A 22,352-nucleotide genomic window follows, 5' to 3' on the forward strand; every position below is an offset into this window, starting at 1 on the left:
GATCAATCCATGTTGATCCGCGGACCTGTCGCCCCGTTCAGCAATCGCTTCAAGTGGAAGCTCGCAAGCTGGTCCTCTGCGCGCCTGCCTACTTCAGCAGCGAATGAGGTGACCGCACTAGGGTCGCCGGCTTCCAGCTTGGCGAAGGCCGCGAGGTAATCCTTCGTCGCGAGGTCATCGCATTGTTCAGGCCGCAGTGGCTCGAAAGCGCGCAGCGACTCCGTTCGTCCTCTCAACACGAGGTCACCCACCGGCCGCCCTCGAAAATTCGCAACTTGCCTGGCGACGCTCTCGCTCACGCAAATACGGGTGCCTAGTTGCTTGTTGGCGGCTTCCAGCCGCGCCGCGATGTTGATGGTGTCGCCATAGGCGGAGTAGTCGAAGAAGCGGGCGCCGCCGAAATTGCCGACGATCGCCGGCCCGGCGTGGACGCCGATGCGGGTGGGGCCGAGCGCCACGCCCCTGGCGCGCCAGCCGGCGCGGAAGTCTTCCGAAAAGTCGTCGAGGTCAAGCGCGCAGGCGACGGCGCGGGCGGCATGGTCGGGCTGCTCGCCCGGCGCGCCGAAGAGCACATGCAGTGCGTCCCCGACGATCTTGGCTACCGTGCCCTCGTGGTGGAAAACGATGTCGGTCATGGCGGCGAGGTACGCGTTGAGGAGTTCGCCCAGTACCGCCGGGTCGAGCGTCTCCGCCATCGCAGTGAAGCCGGCGATGTCGGTGAACAGCGACGCCACCTGGCGTCGCTGCCCGGCAAGCTCGCCAGCGTCGCCGGCGAGCCGCTCAGCTAGGTTGGGCGAGAAGTAGCGCGACAGCGAGGCGTGCGCGCGCTCGGCCGCCACCTGCTTGCCCCGCGCCTCGCGCAGAAGGGCAAGGTGCCTTAGCGTCTTGGAGATAGTCGTCTCCAGGTCGGCGAAATCGATCGGCTTCATCAGGAAGTCGAAGGCGCCGCGGTTCATTGCCGTGCGGATGTTGGCCATGTCGCCGTAGGGCCGACACGATGATGGTCGACAGGCGCTCCTCGGCGTCCTGGAGCTTCGCAAGCAGCGACAGCCCGTCCATGCGCGGCATGTTGATGTCGGTAACGACCATTTCGATGTCAGGATTGGCGGCGATCACTTCGAGCGCCTCGACGCCGTCGCGGGCGAAGATAAAGCTAACGGCGCCGTCGCGGATCTGGCGGCGGAACTTTTGCAGGACCAGCGGCTCCAGATCCGGCTCGTCATCCACGACAAGGATTAGCGCTGTCACGCCGCGAGCCCGACGCGAGCGTCGATCTCGCCGCGCAGTGCGACGAAATCGAGCGGCTTCGTTAATAGCGCCTCGGCGCCGTTTTCCAGCGCCTTCCTCTTGGTCTCTGCGTCGCCATAGGCGGTGATCATGATCACGGGCACATCGGGACGCAACGCCTTCGCTTTCGGCAGAAGCTCCAGGCCGCTCATGCCCGGCATGTTGATGTCCGACAGGATGAGGATCAGCGAAGCGCTTTCCGCAGCCTCGATCAGCGCCAGCGCCTGCGGCGCCGAAAGCGCGAACGCCATCTCGAAGCGCCCGGTTCTAAGATCTCGCCGGAACTGCTGCCGGAACAGCACCTCGATGTCGGGCTCGTCGTCGACGACCAGGATGAGCAGGCTCAAGCGTTGCCTCCTGCTTTGGCGAGCGTCGCGCCGCCGCGCGGCAAAACGATGCGGAACTCGGTGAAGGCGCCCGGCTCGGTCTCCACCTCTATCGTGCCGGCGTGCTGTTTCACGATGATGTCGTAGCTCAAGGACAGGCCAAGCCCCGTGCCCTCGCCCGCCGGCTTGGTGGTGAAGAAAGGGTTGAACATTTTTTCCTTCACGTCCGGCGGGATGCCGGTGCCGTTGTCGCGGATCCTGATCTCGACCGCATCGCCCAGGCTTTTCGTCGATGCCTCCAACACCGGCTCGTAGCCGGTTTCGCCTTCGGCCGCCCGCCGTTTCGTCGTCGCGTAAAAGCCGTTGGAGATCAGGTTCAACAGCACGCGGGTGATCTCCTGCGGAAAAAGGTCGACCTCGCCGGCGCCTGGATCAAAATTCCTTTCCAACATGATGTTGAAGCCTTTCCCCTCGGCGCGGGCGCCATGATAGGCGAGGTTCAAGCTCTCCTCCACGACCGCATTGATGTCGACCGGACGGTGCTCGCCCGAGCCCGAGCGCGAGTGGAGCAGCATGTTCCTGACGATCGAGTCGGCGCGCTTGCCGTGCTGCACCACCTTGTCGAGATTGCCCTTCAGCATATCCGACAAGTCGTCGATCTCCGCGCGGGTCTTGTCGTCAAGCGCCGCGCCTTGCAGCGCTTCGCGCAACTCCACGATCAGGTCGCCGGACAGCGAGGAAAAATTGTTGACGAAGTTGAGCGGGTTCTTGATCTCGTGCGCTATTCCCGCGGTCAGCTGGCCGAGCGAGGCGAGCTTTTCGGTCTGCACGAGCCGATCCTGGGCCTTCCGCAGGTCGTCCAGCGAGCGCGACAGTTCCTCAGTGCGCGCCTGCACCTGATCGAACAGCCTGACGTTCTCGATCGCGATCACGGCTTGGTCGGCGAACGTCTGCACAAGTTCGCCTTGGCGCGAAGTGAATGAATTCGGTTCCATCTTCCCGAGGAAGAACACGCCCTCGACCTTGCCTTCCCTGAGCATCGGAACACCCATCAGCGCCCTTGTGTCGGTGATTGCCCGGAATTCCTGCAGATTGAAATCCGGATCCTCCTCCACGTCGGGTATGTACTCGATACTACCCGAGAGTGCTACGCGTCCCGAAAGCCACCGGCGGTCGATTGCGATCGGATGATCCATCGTCCAATCGGTTTTTCTTTCGGAGATAGTGGCGCGGCCACGCAGCATGTTGCCGTAACGAAGGAAGATCCCGCCATAGCTTGCTCCGCACAGCTTGGCGGCCGATTCGACCAGAGCGTTCAACACGGTGGGCAGGTCGAAAGCCGCGCGGCTGATCACCTTCAGCACATCCGCCGTCGCCGTCTGCTGCCTCAGCGCCTCGCTGACATCTGCGGTACGTGCCTGCACCTCGTCGAACAGGCGCACGTTCTGGATGGCGATCACCGCCTGGTCGGCGAAGGTTTTGACCAGTTCGATTTCCCTCTCGTTAAAGGGCCGCACCTCGGTGCGGATCATGGCAAAGGTGCCAAGGAGTTCGCCTTCACGAAGCAGCGGCACTGCAAGGACGGTGCGCATGCCGCCGACCGCGGCAATCGCCGAATGTGTATATTCGGGGTCCACGGTGACATCTTCGACCTGGATGACGCGCAGTTCTTCGGCAGCGCGCCCAACAGCCGATCCGCGGCCGGGTTCCGTCTGGTGCGTTTCGCCATACTCCCTGAAGCCCGGGGGAAATCCGGTGATGGCCGCATATTCGAACCTGCCATCGATAATTCGTTCGAGGCAACCCTTGTCCGCGCGACACAGCCGGACTGCCGATTCCACGAGAGTGTCCAGCACCGTCTGCAGGTCGAAGGCGGATGCGCTGATGACTTTCAGCACATCTGCGGTCGCCGTCTGCTGCTGCAGCGCCTCGCCGAGTTCGGCCGTGCGCGCCTGCACCTCGTCGAACAGGCGGACATTCTCGATGGCGATGACCGCTTGGTCGGCGAAGGTCTTCAGAAGTTCGACTGGCTTGGCGGCAAGAAGGCCCGTCTCGGCGCGCCCGACTGCTATGCAACCGATGGGCAGGCCGTCACGCAGCATCGGCACGGCGACAGCGCTGCGCAGGCCCGACAAAGCCGCCGCGGCGCGACGCGTGAATTCACTATCCACGGTGAGGTCCGGGATCTGCGCCACCTCAAGATAGAGAATCGCCCGTTCGGCGGCACTGCCGCGAGTAGGTGCCACGGGAAAGGTGTTGCGTATGATCTCAACGCTTTCTTCGGTGATGCCGTGATGCGCGACGAAATGCAGAAGCTGGCCATCATACCTGTAGACAAGGCAGAACTGCGCTTCGCACAGACGTGCGGCACTTTGCGCGATCATGTTGAACACCGGCTGCACATCAGTGGGCGAGCGGCTGATGACGCCAAGCACATCGCTGGTCGCCGTCTGGTACTCTAGCGCCTCGGTGGCCTCCCGCGTCCGCTGCTGCACTTCCTCGAACAGGCGGACGTTCTCGATCGCGATGACGGCCTGGTCGGCGAAAGTCTGGACGAGTTCGATCTGGCGCTCGGAAAACGGGCCTGGCTTTGCACGCGCCATCGAGAAGACACCAATCGGGATTCCTTCGCGCAACAACGGCACCGATAACCCAGCTGCGAACTTTCCTATTTTTGGCACATCTGGAGTACCATACTCCAAGTCCAGGGTCACGTCGGGGACATGAACGACCGCCCTTTCCAATGCGGCGCGACCAACCCAGGAATCACGGCCAACCCGATTGGGATGGGCTTCCTCATGGGCTCTCAACTCAGGCGAGTCCCCATGCGAAGCGGATATGTGGTAAACGTCGCCGTCGAGCATATATATGCCACCCAATTCGGCCCCGCATAACTTCACCGCGGATTCTATCAGCGTCTGAAGCACCGCCTTGAGATCGAATGTCGAGGCACTGATAACCTTGAGCACGTCCGCCGTCGCGGTCTGCTGAGCAAGCGCTTCGGTCAGTTCGGCCGTCCGCGCCTGCACCTCTTCGAACAGCCTGGCGTTCTCGATCGCGATCACCGCCTGGTCGGCGAAGGTCGTGATCAGTTCGATCTGGCGGTCCGAGAAGGGCACCGTGCGCCTGCGCGCCGCCGCGATGACGCCGATCGGATCGCCATTGCGCAACAGCGGTACGCCAAGAAAGGTGCGCGCGTCGCTCAGCTTGATCCATTCCGAGCGCGTATAGGCCGGGTCGGCGGTCGCGTCCGGAATATGCACCGTTCGCCGCTCCAATGCCGTGCGTCCGGTGGTCGTGCCGCGGTCGAGGCTGACCGGATTGGCGCGCCAGTAGTCGATCTGCGCGGCGTCCGCCGGGTGCGCCGCCACCAGATGATATTTCCCGTCATCCTTGCGCATGTAGACATAGGCATAGTCCGCCTCGCAGAGGTGGCCGGCGGTCGTGACGATGGTGTCGAGGACCGGCTGCGCCTGCGCCGGCGAGCGGCTGATCACGCCGAGCACGTCGGAAGTGGCGGTCTGGTATTCCAGGCTTTCCTGCAGATCCCTCGTCCGCGCCTGAACCTCCTCGAACAGCCGGACGTTGGAAATGGCGATGACGGCCTGGTCGGCGAACGTCTTGAGCAGCGCGATCTGCTTGTCGGTGAAGGGCCGCATCTCGATGCGCCGGATCATCAGCGCTCCGACCGCCTCCCCGTCACGCAGCAGTGGGCTCGCAAGGATGGTGCGGAAGCCGAGCCGGTGGGCCATTGCCCTGCCCGTTGCAAAGTCTACACCCGCCTCGGTCAGGTCATGAACATGGACCGGTGCCCGGTCGAGCACCGCGCGACCGGTGACGACGTCGCGGGCGACAGGCAGCCCGGCGTCGTCGACCGGGATCGGCCCATGATGCGCCCCGACCGCCAAACGATCGCCCTGCCTCAGATAGATCGTCGCGTCATGGGCATCGCAGAGACGCGCGGCGCTTTCAGCGACGGCGTCCAGAACCGGTTGGATGTCAGTCGGGGACCCCGCGATGACGCGCAGGATGGAGCCGGTCGCGGTCTCCCGCTCCAACGATTCGGTCACCTCGCGGTTGCGCGCCTGCACCTCGTCGAACAGGCGGACATTCTCGATCGCGATTACCGCCTGGTCGGCGAATGTCTGTACCAGCTCGATCTGCCGCTCGCTGAACGGGCCTGGTTCGGACCGCGTCAGTCCGAAGACGCCGATCACGGCTCCCTCGCGCAGCAAGGGCACGCAGAGGACGGCTGAAAAACCGCCGATCTTCGCGATCTCAAGATATTCGGCCTCGGTGTCCGTGCTGACGTCGGGTACGTGCACCACCGCCTTCTCGATCGCGGCACGGCCTACCCAACTGCCGCGTCTGGGAGTCTGAGGATTGGCACGTTCATAGGCAAGGTGTTCCGGCAAAATGCCGATCGCTGCGCTGATGTGATAGGCGCCGTCCTTCAACATGAAGATCCCGGAAGTGCCGGCGTTGCAGAGCGCCGCCGCCGACGTCGTCAGCGCCGTCAGCACGGTGTCGAGATCGAAGGCCGAAGCGCTGATGACCTTCAACACGTCCGCGGTCGCCGTCTGTTGCTGCAGCGCCTCGCCGAGTTCTGACGTGCGCGCTTGCACCTCGTCGAACAGGCGCACATTCTCGATCGCGATCACCGCTTGGTCGGCGAAACTCTCCACAAGTTCGATCTGGCGTTGTGAGAACGGCCCCACGGTTCGCCTCGCCATGCCGAAGACACCGATCACCTCTTGGCCTCGCTTGAGGGGGATCGAAAGGGCCGCGCGGAAATCGCCCATGGTCGCCGCTTCCGGCCTTTTGTATTCCGCATCCTTGGATACGTCGGGCACATGAACGGTTGCCCCTTCGAGGGCGGCTCGACCTTGAAATGTCCCACGCCCGATCGGGTGTGGATGGCTCTTCTCATAAGCGCGAAGTTCATCGGTCCAACCGGTCCCGGTCATGACCCGTAGCCAATCGCCATCGCGCAGTGAGATCGCGCCCATATCACCGCCGGCCAGGCGGATCGCCGAATCGAGTAGCGTCTGCAGTACGGGTTCAAGGTCGAAGGCCGACCGGCTGATTACCTTGAGCACGTCGGCCGTCGCGGTCTGCTGAGCCAGCGCTTCGCTGATTTCGGCCGTCCGCGCCCGCACTTCTTCGAACAGCCGCACGTTCGAGATGGCGATCACGGCCTGGTCGGCGAAGGTCTTCAGAAGCTCGATCTGCCTGTCGCTGAACGGTCTCACCTCTCTTCGCCGCAGGCTAATCGCACCGATCGCTCTTCCATCGCCCACGAGAGGTATCGCCAGAATGGTGCGAAAGCCGTACTGAATGGCCATTTCCCGGCCTGCCGCGAATTCGGCCCCGGCCTCAGACAGGTCTTCGACCTGCACGGTCCTCGCATCGATCACCGACCGCGCCATTACCCGGTCGCGCTCCAGCGGCCACGGCGCCTCGTCGACCGCAATCGGGCCCGAATGCGCACCGAGATGGAGCATATTGTCCTTCTTGAGCCGGATGATCACGTCGTAGGCGTCGCAAAGACGGGCGGCGCTCGCCGCCACGGCGTCGAGGACCGGCTTGATATCTGTCGGCGACGAGGCGATGACACGAAGCAGCTCGCCGGTCGCCGTCTCGCGTTCGAGCGCTTCGTTGAGTTCCCGCGTGAGAAGCCCAATCCTAGCTTCGAGTTCGCCGTGTGATTCCCGCATGTGCAGGTTCTAGCCCTCGGTCGCAGCGCTGCCCACTAGGTCGAGACGCGAACCATAGGCAGAATGAAAGTAGAAATACTAGGTCACCCGACGGTCAATCGATCCGACCCCATTCGCAGCGAGGAAGATCGGTAGCCGGACTCTCGAAGTTTTTTCCACCAATAGAGCGGTTCGCCAGTAATCAGAATCGTTAGGTGGCACTTCCTGCCAAGGGCCTGCGCGGGCTTGAGCGCGACCTTCCTGTATCTAACAGCAATGTCAGGTGTTGGCGCAACTGCGATGTCCAGGGTGGTCACCAGCAAGGTCTGCTATCGGGCCGGAGCAAAGATCACCTCAACGGCCGACACTAGGCGCGAAGCGGCCGGCCATGAGGAGGTCCCGAACCAGAACGCTCGGGGCGGTTGGGCCCCACATTCACCCCCCACCCCCGCGATCGACAAACCCCGGCGGGGCGGTGTCGGCGGCCGGCGGCGGCGATCTCGCACGCCGGCATTAGGGGTCAAAACTCTACCTGGCCGGGGCGCCAACGGCCGAAATGGATGGGAAGTTGCCGTTCGGCTGAACAGCCAGAGCGAACACGTCGCGCCATTTGCTGACCTTCATGGCGCTGCTCCAAACCTGCCGTTCGCGCTACGACCTGATGCGACCCATTCTCTGCCCTTCCATCGCGCTCAGCCTACGGCAAAACTTGACCCCGTTCCGGTCGTTCGGGTGGAGCACACAACGACGCGATTGACCCGTTCCCCAAGGCACATTCCGGATAGACTCTTGAATCGGGCATCAATACAATTTCGTGCAGCGCATTCAATGAAGGCGCGGTATGGCCGACGAACGCTTCCAACGCCGCCTCGCTGCCATCCTGGCTGCCGATGTGGTCGGGTACAGCCTGCTCATGGGGCAGGATGAGTCCGGAACGCTCGCAACGCTAAAGGCACGGCGGAGGGAGGTGTTGGAGCCCCTCGTTGCCCGGTATCATGGCCGCATCTTCAAGTTCACCGGCGACGGTGTCCTTGTCGAATTCGGCAGCGCGGTCAATGCCGTGCAATGCGCGGTCGATCTTCAGCATGACATGGCCAGCGCGAACAGCGATCTGCCGGAGGCTCGGCGTATCGCGTTGCGCATCGGCGTCAACCTGGGTGACATCATAGTCGAGGGCAGCGACCTCTACGGTGACGGCATTAACATCGCGGCTCGTCTCGAGGGGATCGCCGAACCGGGGAGCGTCCTAGTCTCTGGGACTGTCTTCGACTACGTCAGGAACAAGGTCAAGGCAGGCTTTGAGGACCTGGGCACTCAAACATTGAAGAATATTGCCGAGCCGATGCGCGTCTACCGGGTCGCTGGCACGGGACGCGTGCCTGTTACCACGCCCAGAGCAGCAGCGGACAAACCGTCCATCGCCGTGCTGCCGTTCGTCAACATGAGTGGTGACCCCGAGCAAGCGTACTTCGCCGACGGAATCACCGATGACATCATCATTGAACTCTCCCGATTCCGCGAACTATCGGTCACCGGGCGGAACTCCTCATTTGTCTACCGCGACAAGGCAGTGAATCTGCGGCAGATCGGTCGCGAGTTGGGGGTGCAATACCTGCTTGAAGGTAGCGTGCGCAAGCTGGGGAGCCGCGTCCGCATTACCGCTCAGCTCATCGATACTGCAACCGGCACCCACGTCTGGGCAGAACGCTACGACCGCGACATTCAGGGCATCTTCGACGTCCAGGACGAGATAATCGGAATGATCGTGGCGACTTTGTTAGGACACATCATAAGTGCCACTACGATGCGCGCCAAAAGGCAGCCGACCTCAAGCTGGCAGGCATATGACTGCTTCCTGATGGGGATGGAGTGCTACGGACTGCCTCGAACCCGCGAAAATGTGAATCGCGCCATTGAATTTTTCCAGAAAGCAATAGAAACGGATCCGCAGTATGCGCGCGCCTATGGCAAGTTAGGCGCTAGTTACACCCTCTTAGCCGTCAACACCCGAGGAGATTTCGACGCTCGAGCAAGGGCGATGGCATCCGCGCAAAGGTATGCCCAAAAGGGAGTGTCACTCGATGGTTCGGACGCGGATTCGCTCCTTGCCCTCGGCTATGTTCTGTTGGACAGCGGCAGCTTTGTAGAAGGCGAACACCTCATCGCGCGTGCCTACGCCCTCAATCCTCACAACGTCGACATCGCGATGAGTTACGTGACGGCTCTGTCCATTTTCGGTCAGGCGGAGCGGGCCATTGCGCTGGCTGAGGCCGTGATCCACCGCAATCCAGGCCATTCCGACGCCGATCTGTTCGATTTGGCGGTGGCCCATTTCTTCGCGCATCACAATGTTGAGGCAATCGCACTATTCGACCAGCTACCTGAGGTCCCCGAGAATCGCGAGATTGTTTCCGCCGCGTACGCGCATGCCGGCCGAATCGAACAAGCGCGCCGACACGCTATGCAATATGTCGAGGAGTTACGGGGAAGCTGGGTCGGCGACCCAGCCGCCGACGTGTCCGATTACCTGAGGTGGGAATTCAAATACAATTGCCCTTGGAAGCGGCCCGAAGACATCGCCCATGTCCTCGATGGACTGCGCAAGGCAGGCTTGCCATGACGGCTCAAGATCTCGATACCTAGCGGCGAAGTGCCACGGGTCACCTGGACTTCCGCTGATGGCGCTTCCTGCGCGTTCAGATCAAGAGCAGCAACGTGAACTTTCCACCCGATTGAGACGTAGAACGCTCCATCGCGGTATTATCCGAGCCCATGCGCCGGCCGGCTCGGTCGCGCCAGGAGCGGTCCTTCAAGCCGCTGTTATGGAACGACCTATGTTGGGCCGCAAGCGGACAGACAGCTTCGAAGCTCGGGAATGTCGGAAGCGGACATTCGAAGTGTATGGCTAGGAGCGGACTTTGCCGGGATGAAAATGGCTCGCGAGCGGCTTAGCTGTCCCATCGCTTTGTAGCGTGTTGCAGAAGGGACTTCGCCAAAGATTCTCTTATGGAACGCGGCGAACCGTCCCAAGTCGGTAGTCAAGCGCCGCTTGCGCTGCATCACAGCCGCCGTCTGAATGATATATTAGAGAACTTGAGAAAAAATTGAGATAAAATCGCCTTCGTTTTTACATATTCTATAGATAGGATTTGAAATTCTTTGACTATCGAATGCATCTGCGGTAAAATTATTCTCCAAGATTAAGTAGAGATGTTGAGATCAATTCGTCCACCGACTCGGAACGCTCACGGTGAGTGAGCGCGTTACTGCGTCGGCATGACAAGTAAAAATTTGGTCGGGCCGGACCTGGCGAAGCTCGACCGGTGCATTTGTCCTTGAAATGAAGTTGTCACTGCTCGCGGCTCATGCGGATGAAAATACTCCTGACGTCGATCTCCATAGAATTCCCGCTTGCGACCTATGGCCTTGCCGCCGAATTGCGGCGTAACAGCCAACTCGCCGCCTGTCAGGTGGAAATGATCGACCTCGATTGGGCGTGCCTTTCCCACTACGAGCGCAAAAACTCGGAAATCTGGCGCTACCTGGCGAAAATCGACGCCGTGAAGCCCGACATCGTCTGCTTCTCGATCTATCTGTGGAACAACCTCGCCTACCGCGAGCTTGCCACGATCACCCGAAGGCTGTTCCCGACGATCAAGATCGTCGCCGGCGGGCCTGAATTGGCGACGCCCGAGGCGGCGGAACCCTGGCTTGCCTCCCGTGACGTGGACGTGGTGGTGCGGGGTGAGGGTGAACGGACCCTCGGCGAAGTTGTCTTGCGAACTGCGGAGCAAGACACTCCGCGCGGTATCCCGGGCACGAGTTTTCTCGGCGACGGCCTCGTCGTACACGAAAAACCAAGCGCGCCCATCCGGGCACTGGACGAGCTTGAATCGCCCTTCCTGGCGGGCGCCGTTCCAATCGAGCTGTTTGACCGGTCGGGGGCCTCGCTGGCGCGCTACCCCAGGGTTCTGCTGGAGACCTATCGCGGCTGCTACATGAAGTGCGCCTACTGCCAATGGGGCAACGGATCAAACACGCGCTTTGCCTTTCCAATGGATCGCCTGCACCGCGAACTCACTTGGCTTCTCTCACACAATGTCGGCGCCATTTTCATCATTGACGCCATGTTCGGATACAAGAAGCAAGGCGCGATCGAACTGCTCGAATACATCGTTCAGGAGAAAAAGCGGCTCGGAGCCTCGACCAAATTCAACGTCTATCACAATCAGGATTTTTTCGACGACCGGCTGTTCGACCTCTACCGCGAAGCGGACGTCCATGTGGAGATCGACCTCCAGAGCACCAATCCGGATGTGCTCGAAAAGCTTGGGCGCGGACGTTGGAAGACCGACAGCTTCGAGCGCCACCTGGCGGCGATCCAGAAAAAGAAGGTTCCGACGACGGGCGCGGCGGACCTCATCATCGGCATACCGGGCGACAATCTGAAATCGTTCGAGGATTCTGTGGACTACCTGCTGGGCAAGCACATGCGGGTCAATCTCTACCAAGCCTCCATTCTGCCCGACACCGACTGGGCGCGGCGGGCAGGCGATGGCAAAACGGCGCACTCGCCCTTGCCGCCGCGCGCGATCTTCGAGAGCGCCGATTTCCCCCTCAACGATATGATCGCGGCGCGGCTGATCGGCCACGGGACCGATTTCTTCAACAGCTTCCCCCACACGGCCACGCTGCTCTCGAAGGGCTGGTTCGAGCGTCCCGTCGATCTTTGCCGTGCGCTGGGTGCCCTTGTCTTCAAAAACCACGACCTCATGTATGGTGAAAGCCATCAATACGAGGGCGTGATGCAGGCCTATCTTTCAAGTCTGCCCGACACCATCAGGGCGCTGTGCCCAGACAAACGCAAGGCCGAGATCCTGGTTGAACTTGCCAGCTTCGAAGGCATCCTCGCGGCTCTGAAATGGAAGCGGGGCGGCACCGTTCTGTCCCCAGTCCGGGGCTGGCATGTCGAAGCGGACCAATGGCTGACGCAGACGCCGCTCTATCGGCGGGAGGGCGTGACAGAAATGGAATTCCGCTTCGCCGTCGGCCAGCTTGCCATGGACTGCGACCGGCTGCCCGACCCGGCGCTCCTGGATTCGGTCGCAGAGCGGCGCCACGCACTCCTGTTCTTCAACGACAGCCGGCCACGCCATTTCATGATCGACACCGGTTTCACCGCACCTTTGCTACACCGCCTCAATGGCTATTTCACTGTCGCGGAGGCGCTCGCGAATCTCGCGGTTCCCCTTCCGGACATGGCGCCTGTTTGGACGATCCTGTCGCTGCTGTCGGAAGCGGGCCTGATCGTACCCAGTCATCCGGGGACCCAGATCGGGCACAGGGCGCCTAAGGCCGATCCGGTACCGGCCATGGCGGCAACCGCGTAGCGTGGCCAACAAAGGCGAAATTGCTCCCGCTTTGCTGGCGCGAAAGGTCGTGTTTGCCGATCCACTCCGATCGCATCTGCGACTGAGCGACGACGGCACCCGGATCGCTTGGCTCCAGAATGAAGGAGGGATGTTGAGCGTGATGGTGGCGGAGGCGCTTGATACGGCATCCGCCAGGCGCCTGACGGGCGGACCTGTCCGCCCCGTTTCGCCGGCGCTGTTTTGGGCGGCGGACGGACGGCATGTCGTCGTCTTTCGCGATTCTGCCGGTGATGAGAACTATCAGGCATTCAGCATCGACGTGGACACGGGAGCGGAGATCGCGCTGACGCCTGGTGGCGGTACGCGAACGCTTTTCAATCGCACCTCGCCACGTATTCCTTCCGACATCCTGTTCAGTGTCAACGACAGGAACCGGCAAAGCTTTGACCTCGTTCGGGTCAACGCAACGACCGGTCGGCGGATGACAGTGTTCGAGAATCCGGGCTTCAGCCGGCTGCATGCCGACGCCGGCCTCGCTGTGTGCTTCGGCGAGCGGGTGCGGCAGGACGGGTCGATCGAAGTCCTCAAGCGACAAGGGGATGGGGAATGGGTTCCCTTTCTTGAAATACCTCCAGAGGATTCCCTGGCCACGCATATAGATGGCTTGAGTGCCGACGGTGAGGTGGTGTTCTTGCTCGATTCGCGCGGCCGCGATCGCACTGCCCTCGTCGCGATTGATGCACGAACCGCGGTATCGACGGTTCTGGCTGCCGACAGCGAGGCCGATATCGCGGAAGTCGTCTACGATCCCGATACGGGCTGGCCTCTTGCCGCGGCCGCGCTGGCCGCAAGACGCCGCTGGCACTCTATCGATGCGACATTCAGCGCCGACCTCGCGCGGCAGCTCGAGGACGCTGCCGGTCTCGATCTGGTGATCGTGGGCGTCAGCGCCGGGAGACGGCGCATGGTGATCCGCCTCGAAGCGAGCGACGCTCCCGCACAGTTGCGCGTGTTCGATCGCGGCAAGCGGCGCACGCTTCAACTCTTCCCCGAGCGGGACGATCTTGAAGGCATGCCGCTGAGGGCGATGTTGCCCGTTGCGATACGCTCGAGAGATGGTCTGACGCTGCCCGCCTATGTCACCGTTCCGGCCGGTCGCGCGCGCCGCTCGCCGCTGGTTATCGTCGTTCACGGCGGGCCTTACGACCGAGACGACTGGGGTTTCTCGCCCTTGCATCAATGGCTGGCGAGCCGCGGCTATGCCGTACTGAGCGTCAATTTCCGCGGGTCGACCGGCTTCGGCAAAGCCTTCACCAATGCGGCTGATCGCGAGTGGGGCGGCCGCATGCAGGATGATCTGGACGACGGCGTCGCATGGGCGGTGAAGGAGGGCATTGCCGATCCCGACCGGGTCGGGTTCTTTGGAGCTAGCTATGGCGGCTACGCCGCCCTGATGGCCGCGGCGAGGAGTCCCGATCTCTATAATTGCTTCATCGATATCTGCGGCCCTTCGGATCTTCTGTCCTTCATCGAGCGAATACCGCCTTACTGGCACAGCTGGTTCGCCATGATCCAACGCCGGCTGGCGGACCCCGCGACCACGCAAGGACGAAAATGGCTCCAGGAACGCTCGCCGCTTGTTCATGTCGAGCAAATGATCCGTCCGATGTTGATTGCGCAAGGACTGCGCGACGTTCGCGTCAATCCTGCCGAGTCAAGGAACATCGCGCATGCCCTGCTGCGAAGGAACGTACCGGTGACCTTGGTCACGTTTCCCGATGAAGGCCATTTCCTGGTAGGCCAGCGCAATCGTATCGCTCTGATGGCCGTCGTAGAACAATTCCTGGCCTGTCATCTCGGTGGCTCACACGAGCCGTTGGGTGATGATCTGCTGGGGTCAAGCCTCACAGTCGAGATCGGCGGAGAGTGGCTAAGGCCGCTTTCCTAGATGGCGATGTTTAGCCGTCGACTTTGTCGAGCGAGCCGATGAGCGCCGCGTAGAGTACCGCTTCCTCAACGCCGTCAACGTCAAGCAGATCGTTCAGCTCGTCGTCGACGAAACCACCCACGGGACATACGCCAAGGCGAAGCGCGGTCGCCGCAAGGCAGATGTTCTGCATGACGTGACCCGCTTCCAACAACGAAAAACGATACGCCCGCTCACCGTATTTGATCTTCGAGCGGCCGAATACCGCCGTCAGGATGAAGACGGCCGCAGCGTTGTCGACTGCATCGGGAATGAACACCGCCTTCTTTACCGATGCAAGGCCGTCCGCTCGGCCAAGTTCGCACAGGGCATGCGAGCGCGGATCGTAGTGATAAAGACCGGCTGGCAACTGCTCCACACGAGCGGCCATCACATAGAGTTCGAGTGGATAGAGCCCGCCGCCTGACGGCACGCAGCGTCTGTGTCCCTTGTCCGGCGTGCCCAGCGCGTAAAACGCCAGGTCCGATATGCACTGGAGATCAATCTCCTGACCCGAGTAGCTGCGCCCCGATCGGCGCGACGTCATGATATCCCAGATGCTATCCGCCTCAGCCGCGCTTGGATCGGGCAAGGCAACGCGGGGAGCATAGATGTATCGCTTGAATCCCGACGGAGCGACGAGAGCAGATTGCGGGCTCTGCGCAATCCGCGGCGCGGATCGGCTGATCCTGCTGTTCTCATGAAACAGCTCCGAGACGGAGAACAGATTGCGTTCGCCTAGAAGCCGGCCTCGGATTTTGGATATGTCAGTTCCATGAGGATTGGGCATGGGTGACCTTTGCGAGATCGACTAGGGGAAAGGATGCGGGTGGAGGTTGATCCGCTCGCTCGCACGATCGACATATTCGGCGCTGGTGGCGCGAACACTGATCCTGTGCAGGCCGCTGCCAAAGTAGAGCGGCTGCGCACCTGGAATGATCGCGCGGAATACATGCAGCCCGCACTCCCTGATATCCGGGGAGGTCACATCGACTGCAATGACTTCCAGCCCGGCGCGCGCGATGCGTTCGACACAATGCGTAATCGAATCGAGTATGTCGGCAGGCCCGTCCGGGTCTTGCGGTATCCCTGTCTCACAAGAAGAGGAAAGGACGAATTCGAAGGCCTGGCGGTTTTCCGGCAAGAGGGGCCATAGAACGTGCTCCTCGATCTGCGCAATGTCCTCAAGCGAGGGGTTGGGCAGGTGCGCCCGCTTGTCGATAAGGCTGTTCACCCACAACAGGCATTGTGCCAGTTCGGTGAGCGCACCAACGGCCGCGCGGCTGGCGACCAGATTGGCGCATGAGGAAAACGTCGCGCCGCGCTTTCCGGCCATGGATACATCGGAGACGGCAACATAGGTTGGAATGGCAAGATCAGTCGTGACGTCGAGCAAGGTGACGTTGCCTTCGATCGGTCCGAAGCGGGCAAGGGTCTCCTGTACCACCTTGGGGGTGCGCAAGTCGATGACGGCCTTCGGCGGACGACGGCTTTGAAGCCACATGAGCATCGCGGCGTCGCGTTCCACGACCTCGCAGATGGCCGAAAGGATCGCTTCCTCCGCCGTATTGCCGCAGGCCAGACCCGTCGTGATCTGTTGCACCACCGGCGCTTCTCCAGTGCGACCTATATAGGGTTGATAGACCGCGAATGCCGGAACGAGGATCGGCTGTTTGCGCGTGAGCGAGAAGCCGATGACCCAGCCGATCGTGTCATCAGGCCGCAGGGCTCTATAGCCGAAGCCGGGCCGTGCCAACTGGACCTCGTCATACAGCGAGAGCGACCAGGGCGAAACCGCGGTAGCCGACACGACGCTGATGGGGCGATAAATGATCTCGTCGTAGGGAACATAGGCGGCGGAATACCGTTCGACAGCCTCGCCGATCGCCCCGACAAGCGCCTGGTCGCGCACGAGTGACGTGGAGCCGCTGATCGGGCTTCCGGAGGGAAATCCGAAACGGCTGTAGTCGCTGGACAGAGCTCCGCAACCGAATATCCTTGGCGAGTCGGGCGCGCATGGCGCCTCATGCAGGATCTTGACGATCCCTGTCTCATCGTCGACCAGCCTGAGCGCCTTGCGCAGGGTGTCTTCGATCGGCGATTGCAAGTGGTGGTGAAGCTGCATTCGCACGTTCTCCGGATGCTGTCGTGCTCAGCCGACCGACCGCGTTTCGGCGGGAATGATGTCCCATATCTTGGTTGGTCTGCGGTCCCTTAGCCGCGAGCATGCCGGGCATCTCGGGAGCTTTAGCACCTCATGGACGCTCCGTTCCATCGTCGGAAGGTCGATGTTGACGATGCGCCCCGCCGCTGCCGAGAGATGCTCGCCCGCAAGGACGCGTAGCAAGTCCAACGCGACGAAATTCCCCACGATACCCGCGAAAGGAAGAAGGGACGGCCACATATCGCGTCTGCCGTTCAGGTCCTTCCAGTGACGGTAGAGTGCCTCGTGATCTTCTGGATGATCCGCGTTGGCCCGACTGCGCGCCTCGAAGCAAGCGAAACACGCTGTCTGGTTTGGAATGACGAACGGGCCGATGATGGCGCGTTGGCGATCGATCCTTGCCGAAACCCAAGGCACGCCATGTTTGATACATGCTTCGTTCGCTCGGTCGTAGCCGCTCATCGACATGGTATCGCTCAAGACCGCGACAACGCTTGCAGCCGCAACCGTCTCTTCCCAGCCGGCGGCGTCGTCGATGGTCGTCGGTATCGTCACGACGCGGGATGCGTATTGCTTGCGCAGCGACAGTCCGGTCTTCTCTGCCTCCGACGCTTTGGCCTCTTTGCGGCCGCTCGATTGGGCCGAAGGCGTGGCGCCCTCGATAAGAACGAGTGTGCCGACGCCGGAGGCGGCGAGTATGGTGGCAACGATTTTACCGACGTCCCCAAGTCCCGCAACCACCACGGTCGATTGCGCCAGTCGTCTTGCCGCCTCACCGGCGCTCGCGCCGTATAGCGACCAGTACGCGCCGTCCTTGCCAGACAGCATGACCGCGTCATCTTCTCGTCCGTGCTGGGCCGCCAGGAAACCCTTGTGTTCGATCAGTGTCAGGAAGTCTTCGATCTCCGGCCGCAATGTCTCGTCGAATTCGGCCGCCAGGTCCTCAATCCCATGCCTTCCGTCGAGCAGCGGAAGAAGCGACGGAAGGACGACCGAAACGAAATCACCAGAGAGCATTACACTTCCCGTGAACGAGCGCAGGAGGACTTTTCCTTCCTCGACGGGAACGATCTCGACGCCATATTGGAGGCGAGGAAAAGACGGGATGGATGAAGGCTTGTTCATAGGTCACCGTGAACTGGATGGCCGGTTTTTGAGCAAACCCTGACGTGCCGCTCCCGGATAGGGGTCAAGCAACGACCGGGGCGATCGCGTGAGGGCTCATCGGGGTCGGAATGGAAGGCATCCCGATCGAAGGGATGCCTTCACACGCCTGACGCACCCTATCTTGCGATCGTTTCGAGCAGCGCGCTCTTGGAGGAACTTGAACAGTTCCCGATAATGTTGCAGCCGGAATCGGCGGCGCGGTCGCCCGCCCGCTGCAACTCGCGATACACTTGAACCGCAATCAGATCGCCAGCGATTTCGGCGACCTGCTCGCGCTGTTCGACGCTCAGTTTCAGAGTTGCAAGGCTCAATGTTCTGTCAGCCATATTACGTCTCCCAAATTACGAGATAAGTTTCAGCGTTAATCCAAGATGTCTCGTGTGAAGCCCTCCCTTGGTTGTTGCGTGCGAAATTGACTTCAACTTCCCGATTTTCGGCCACCTGGTTTCGAGCCCGCGCGCTGAGCAGCGCCGGCGGACGGTCGGCTTGGCGGTTCTCTCTTCGCGGGTGTCGCCGGTTTTCGATCGTCAAGATTTTCGCGCACGATCAGCGCGACCTCCTCATCGATGATTTGCGTCAGGACGTCGACGAGCTTGTCGTCGCCAGGGCGGCCAATCTCGATGGTCGAAAGGCTCTCCGCGACCAGTGCGCGTGTGTCGCTCATCCAATTGTCCTCCGTCACAGCATGTCCTTGGAAGACGACGAACAATTGCCGATGATGTCGCAGCTTCCGTTGGAGCAGTTGCCGATAATCGAGCATCCCGCCACTTTCGCCAGATCGTTGCGGATTTGCAGTTCGCGGTAGACGTGGATTGCGATCAGGTCGCTGGTGACCTCGACCACTTTCTCGCGGTCAGTTGCCGATAGGCCCAGCTGCGACAGCATTCCATGTGATCGTGTATCCGACATCGTTCCCTCCTCGGATATTGACCGGTACTGCACTACGTGGGCAGCACCGATTGCGCCCCGAATTCCTTCAAGCCTGCCAGTCTCGAATTGTCGGCCGGCCGCTCGCTTTCGGGAAGCGCGGCCAGATCGCTCACCAGCATTTCGGCCCACTCGGCCACCTTCTCGGCGTATTTCGGCGAAGACAGCATGAAATGGCACAGATGACACTGGTCGCTGAAACGTTTCGGAATTTCGCCGTCATTGTCTTGCTGACGCAGGAAAGGCAGGAAAAATCCCGGCCCGACGGATTCCAGGACAGCAAGAAGCTTGTTCTGGTCGGATGCCTTCACGATCTCGCCAAGCGTGGAGCGATGCCCGCTTCCCATCCGCAGAGGCTCGGTAAAGCCCCCGGGTGAACAGCATGGATAGACATCGCCGGAAAGGTCGACCGCAAGCTTTTTGAAATGTTCCCGGCAGTTGCCGAGCGGCCAAGTGAAATCCGTGGGGAATTCTTGTTGTTCCACCCCCGTCAACGCGCGGCCAGCCGGCAAGCAGGGCATGACGACAAACCGCACTTTGTCTCCCAACTCATCGAATGCACCACGGACGTCGTCAATCTCCGTAGCAGACGTCGAGACGACATTGACGGTCACCTTCAGCCCGACACTCAGAGCTGTCTTTGCCGCGCCGAGAATCTTGCTCAGCGACAGGAATTCCTGATGGAACGGGCTGGTGCTGATGTTGACGGCGCCGAGCCCTGCATCCTTCAGCTCCTCCAGTTGCCGGCCCGCTGCTGGGGAGCTGCCCCAAAATCCGTTGGTGGTTACGGAGGACGTATATCCGCAGGTGCGGGCGTAGGAGATGGCCTCTTTTAGAAGCCTGAGGTAGAGAAACGGTTCACCGCCGCTTATTCCGACCTCTCTGATCGACGGAATCTCCGAAGCTTCGTCGATCAGCCGGGCGATCCGCTCGAGCGGAGCCGATTCCGAATTGGCGGGATGAGAATCGTTGCAGCAGTGCCTGCACGAAATGTTGCACTTGGAGGTCAACAATAGCCCCAAGACTTCGGGGCACGCGTATGCGTGGCCGATGGTCATATGACTGGCTCCAACGGCATGTGATGCCGCCAAGTTTCCATAGTGATTACGAAGGCGCATATGGCGTTGAATAGTAACAACGTCAAAAATGAAAAATATGCAGAAATTAAGCTACATGAATAGATTTCGATCATCAATATTAGATAAATCTTGTCCAACGGTATGGTTTCGGAATCGTTAACACTACAGTGCGCTCAGAGCGGCCTGCGCGTAAACGCTCAGTTCGCTGTACGTGCGGTATCGGCGTATTTTATGAGGCGTAAACTTGCCATAGCGCTTGTTCACGAGGTGTCCGCTTTGGAATGCAGCAATGGTTTGCTCCAACGACCGGGAGCGGCGCATTGCTGCCATTCGAAAAAGGGACAATGAAGGTCGCCAATGGGTCATCAGTGCTGGTTGCCGCGAATGTCGGCTATCGGGTAGCAAAACGGGTTGATGAAGGTCGGCTTGGGGTCAGATCGCGTCATGCGACGCTCGCAATTGAATGACCGTAGAGAGCGAAAGTTGCCCTTAGCTCATCTGCGCGAGCAGGTCGCGCCAGACATTGCTGGCGCCTGCTTCGGCGGAGTGACCAGATCCACCTGCTGGCACAGCGCTTTGCAGTCACCTTTCCGCTAACCTATCGCCTTCAGGTCGAGAAGTTCCAAATCGAGTTCTTCGCGCTTCCGGGCCAGTTCGAAGATCCACTGTGCGGGCGCCGGCCTGAAACGGGAATCGCGCGTGAAACCAATGATGACCGCGATTTTCAGCTTGGACATGTTGCTACCTCATGCTCCCGATCACGGAAGTCTACGAACGGAACGTAGGGAGAAGCAGAAGCCGGCAAGATCGTTTTGTAGACAGTGATGGGGTCAAAGGCCGATAATAGGAGCTTGGCGATTGCCCCTCGCCTATCTGTCGTTTGAATGACGCCGCGAGGAATGATGCCGGCTCAACGATCCGAACTCGCTGAAGCATCGCTGTCGACTGGTCCGGTGGGGTTGGAATATCCGCCTGATCTCCAGTTGGTCCGGCGCCGACCCATTTCGCTAGTCACGACAGATGATGGCACGGCGCTCGACTGGCTGATGTCGGGGACGGCAGCATCCGCCGGACCGGCAGAGCTGCTGGACGGCGTCATCGTCCGACTGGTCGCGGCAGGCCAGCCGATCGAGCGGGCAACGCTCAACATGTCGACGCTGCATCCGCAGCTTGTGGGCATCACGGCGCACTGGCGCGGAGATCTCGGTGTCTGTGATGAGGTGGAAGTCAACGCGCATGTCCGCGAAACAACCGACTACCTGACCAGCCCCCTCAGGCCGATCATCGAGGAGGGCCGGTCAATTCGGGTGAACCCCCAGGATTCAGTGGCGCAGTCGACATACCCGATCATGCAGACCCTCGCGGAGGCTGGATACACGGACTATTGGGGCTTCGCGCTGAAGCGGGACGACCGCCAGTTTACGCTGATGACGCTTGCCACACGGCAAGCAGGGGGCTTTTCCCGCGCCACCATCGAAGCCGTCGAGGCGTTGGGCCAGGCTCTGGCGCTCAATGTCGAGATCGTCTCGCGTGGCAAGATCGCGGAGCACGTGCTCGATGCGTATCTCGGCCGACGCATTGGCAAGCGGGTCCTCGCCGGTGACATAAGGCGCGGATTTGGCGAGACCATCGAGGCGGTCATCTGGGTATCCGACATGCGCAACTTCACCAGCCTCTCGGATCGCATCGATAGCGCCGATATGATCCGGCTGCTGAACGCCTTTTTCGAAGGTCTCGTGGATGCGGTGCATGAACAAGGCGGTGAGGTCCTGAAATTTGTCGGTGACGGCATGCTGGCGGCCTTTCCCATTTTCGGCACGCAGTCGGCGCCGGCCGCCGCCGCTGCGGCACTCGCCGCCGCTCGGAACGGTTTGGTTGCGGTGGACAGCCTGAACGAGGCTCAGTCCGGCGAGCCGTCGCGCGACCTTTCCTGGCGGCCGCTCAGCATGGGAATTGCGCTGCATCGCGGTCCCGTATTCTTCGGCAATATCGGATCCAGGGATCGGCTCGACTTCACCGCCATTGGGCGCACTGTCAATCTGGCGGCGCGGATCGAACCGCTATCGAAAACGACCGGGCGGCGCTTGCTCCTGTCCGACAGGGTTGCTGAATTGATCGAAGAGCCCGTCGAGGAACTGGGCGACTTCCCCATCCGCGGCATCCCTGACCCTGTGAGCCTGTTCACCGTACCGGAACACGGGGACTCTGACGCCGCTGGTTGAAGCGACGCATTGGAGCTCCAAACCTCGCGTCAGCCGGGTTCGGCGGTCGCAATGGGCAACGTGGTCGCCAAACGCCGCGAAGCTGCAAACACAATCGGCAAGGGGGTCGGTCGGGCGCACCTCATAGGGGCCCCACCAAGCCACCC

Annotated in this window: 14 protein-coding genes and 1 pseudogene; 4 read left to right on the top strand and 11 right to left on the bottom strand. The window is 61.1% G+C overall.

The features are described 5' to 3' along the window. Window positions 1-2: 2 nt before the first annotated feature. The 3 genes and pseudogenes from AC0L3N_RS10910 to AC0L3N_RS10920 all read right to left on the bottom strand — a co-directional run bounded on the left by AC0L3N_RS10910 (window position 3) and on the right by AC0L3N_RS10920 (window position 7,330). Window positions 3-1,248, bottom strand: a pseudogene (locus AC0L3N_RS10910) (adenylate/guanylate cyclase domain-containing protein). After that, the gene (locus tag AC0L3N_RS10915; protein ID WP_473547617.1) at window positions 1,245-1,634 is read right to left on the bottom strand and encodes a response regulator; all 390 of its coding nucleotides are present in this window, start codon (window positions 1,632-1,634) and stop codon (window positions 1,245-1,247) included. The pseudogene AC0L3N_RS10910 and the gene AC0L3N_RS10915 overlap by 4 nt, the downstream one beginning before the upstream one ends. Continuing rightward, window positions 1,631-7,330, bottom strand: a complete 5,700-nt coding sequence (locus tag AC0L3N_RS10920; RefSeq protein WP_473547618.1) for a GAF domain-containing protein — start codon at window positions 7,328-7,330, stop codon at window positions 1,631-1,633. Before AC0L3N_RS10920 ends, AC0L3N_RS10915 begins: the two co-directional genes overlap by 4 nt. A gap of 820 nt (window positions 7,331-8,150) precedes the next feature. Here AC0L3N_RS10920 and AC0L3N_RS10925 point away from each other — a divergent pair. From AC0L3N_RS10925 to AC0L3N_RS10935, 3 genes are all read left to right on the top strand, one after another. Then, entirely contained in the window at window positions 8,151-9,929 is a 1,779-nt protein-coding gene (locus AC0L3N_RS10925) for an adenylate/guanylate cyclase domain-containing protein (protein ID WP_473547619.1), read from the top strand. Between the two features lie 751 nt (window positions 9,930-10,680). Then, entirely contained in the window at window positions 10,681-12,699 is a 2,019-nt protein-coding gene (locus AC0L3N_RS10930) for a B12-binding domain-containing radical SAM protein (RefSeq protein WP_473547620.1), read from the top strand. A 142-nt stretch (window positions 12,700-12,841) separates the two neighbouring features. Further along, window positions 12,842-14,629, top strand: coding sequence for a S9 family peptidase (locus AC0L3N_RS10935; RefSeq protein WP_473547637.1), 1,788 nt, complete (start codon window positions 12,842-12,844; stop codon window positions 14,627-14,629). Between the two features lie 10 nt (window positions 14,630-14,639). Here the strand turns inward: AC0L3N_RS10935 and AC0L3N_RS10940 are convergent, their stop codons facing one another. The 8 genes from AC0L3N_RS10940 to AC0L3N_RS10975 form a co-directional block, all read right to left on the bottom strand. Further along, on the bottom strand, window positions 14,640-15,194 hold the full coding sequence (locus AC0L3N_RS10940; protein WP_473547621.1) for a SagB/ThcOx family dehydrogenase: 555 nt from the start codon (window positions 15,192-15,194) through the stop codon (window positions 14,640-14,642). Between the two features lie 264 nt (window positions 15,195-15,458). Continuing rightward, window positions 15,459-16,772, bottom strand: a complete 1,314-nt coding sequence (locus AC0L3N_RS10945; RefSeq protein WP_473547622.1) for a YcaO-like family protein — start codon at window positions 16,770-16,772, stop codon at window positions 15,459-15,461. A 27-nt stretch (window positions 16,773-16,799) separates the two neighbouring features. After that, entirely contained in the window at window positions 16,800-17,828 is a 1,029-nt protein-coding gene (locus AC0L3N_RS10950) for a TOMM precursor leader peptide-binding protein (protein WP_254022084.1), read from the bottom strand. 266 nt (window positions 17,829-18,094) lie between these two features. Continuing rightward, window positions 18,095-18,304 carry a hypothetical protein gene (locus tag AC0L3N_RS10955; RefSeq protein WP_287321520.1) on the bottom strand — a complete coding sequence of 70 codons (210 nt, stop codon included), beginning with the start codon at window positions 18,302-18,304 and terminating at the stop codon, window positions 18,095-18,097. Window positions 18,305-18,396: 92 nt separating this feature from the next. Beyond that, window positions 18,397-18,642 (bottom strand): hypothetical protein, encoded by a 246-nt coding sequence (locus AC0L3N_RS10960; protein ID WP_254022086.1) that lies wholly within the window; start codon window positions 18,640-18,642, stop codon window positions 18,397-18,399. A 14-nt stretch (window positions 18,643-18,656) separates the two neighbouring features. Continuing rightward, the gene (locus AC0L3N_RS10965; RefSeq protein ID WP_254022087.1) at window positions 18,657-18,887 is read right to left on the bottom strand and encodes a hypothetical protein; all 231 of its coding nucleotides are present in this window, start codon (window positions 18,885-18,887) and stop codon (window positions 18,657-18,659) included. Window positions 18,888-18,919: 32 nt separating this feature from the next. After that, entirely contained in the window at window positions 18,920-19,963 is a 1,044-nt protein-coding gene (locus AC0L3N_RS10970) for a radical SAM protein (protein ID WP_473547623.1), read from the bottom strand. A gap of 614 nt (window positions 19,964-20,577) precedes the next feature. Further along, window positions 20,578-20,721 (bottom strand): hypothetical protein, encoded by a 144-nt coding sequence (locus AC0L3N_RS10975; RefSeq protein ID WP_473547624.1) that lies wholly within the window; start codon window positions 20,719-20,721, stop codon window positions 20,578-20,580. Between the two features lie 165 nt (window positions 20,722-20,886). On the opposite strand from AC0L3N_RS10975, the gene AC0L3N_RS10980 reads away from it, so the two are divergent. Further along, on the top strand, window positions 20,887-22,206 hold the full coding sequence (locus AC0L3N_RS10980) for an adenylate/guanylate cyclase domain-containing protein (protein ID WP_473547625.1): 1,320 nt from the start codon (window positions 20,887-20,889) through the stop codon (window positions 22,204-22,206). Window positions 22,207-22,352: the final 146 nt, after the last annotated feature.

It is taken from the genome of Mesorhizobium sp. WSM4807 (assembly GCF_055811615.1).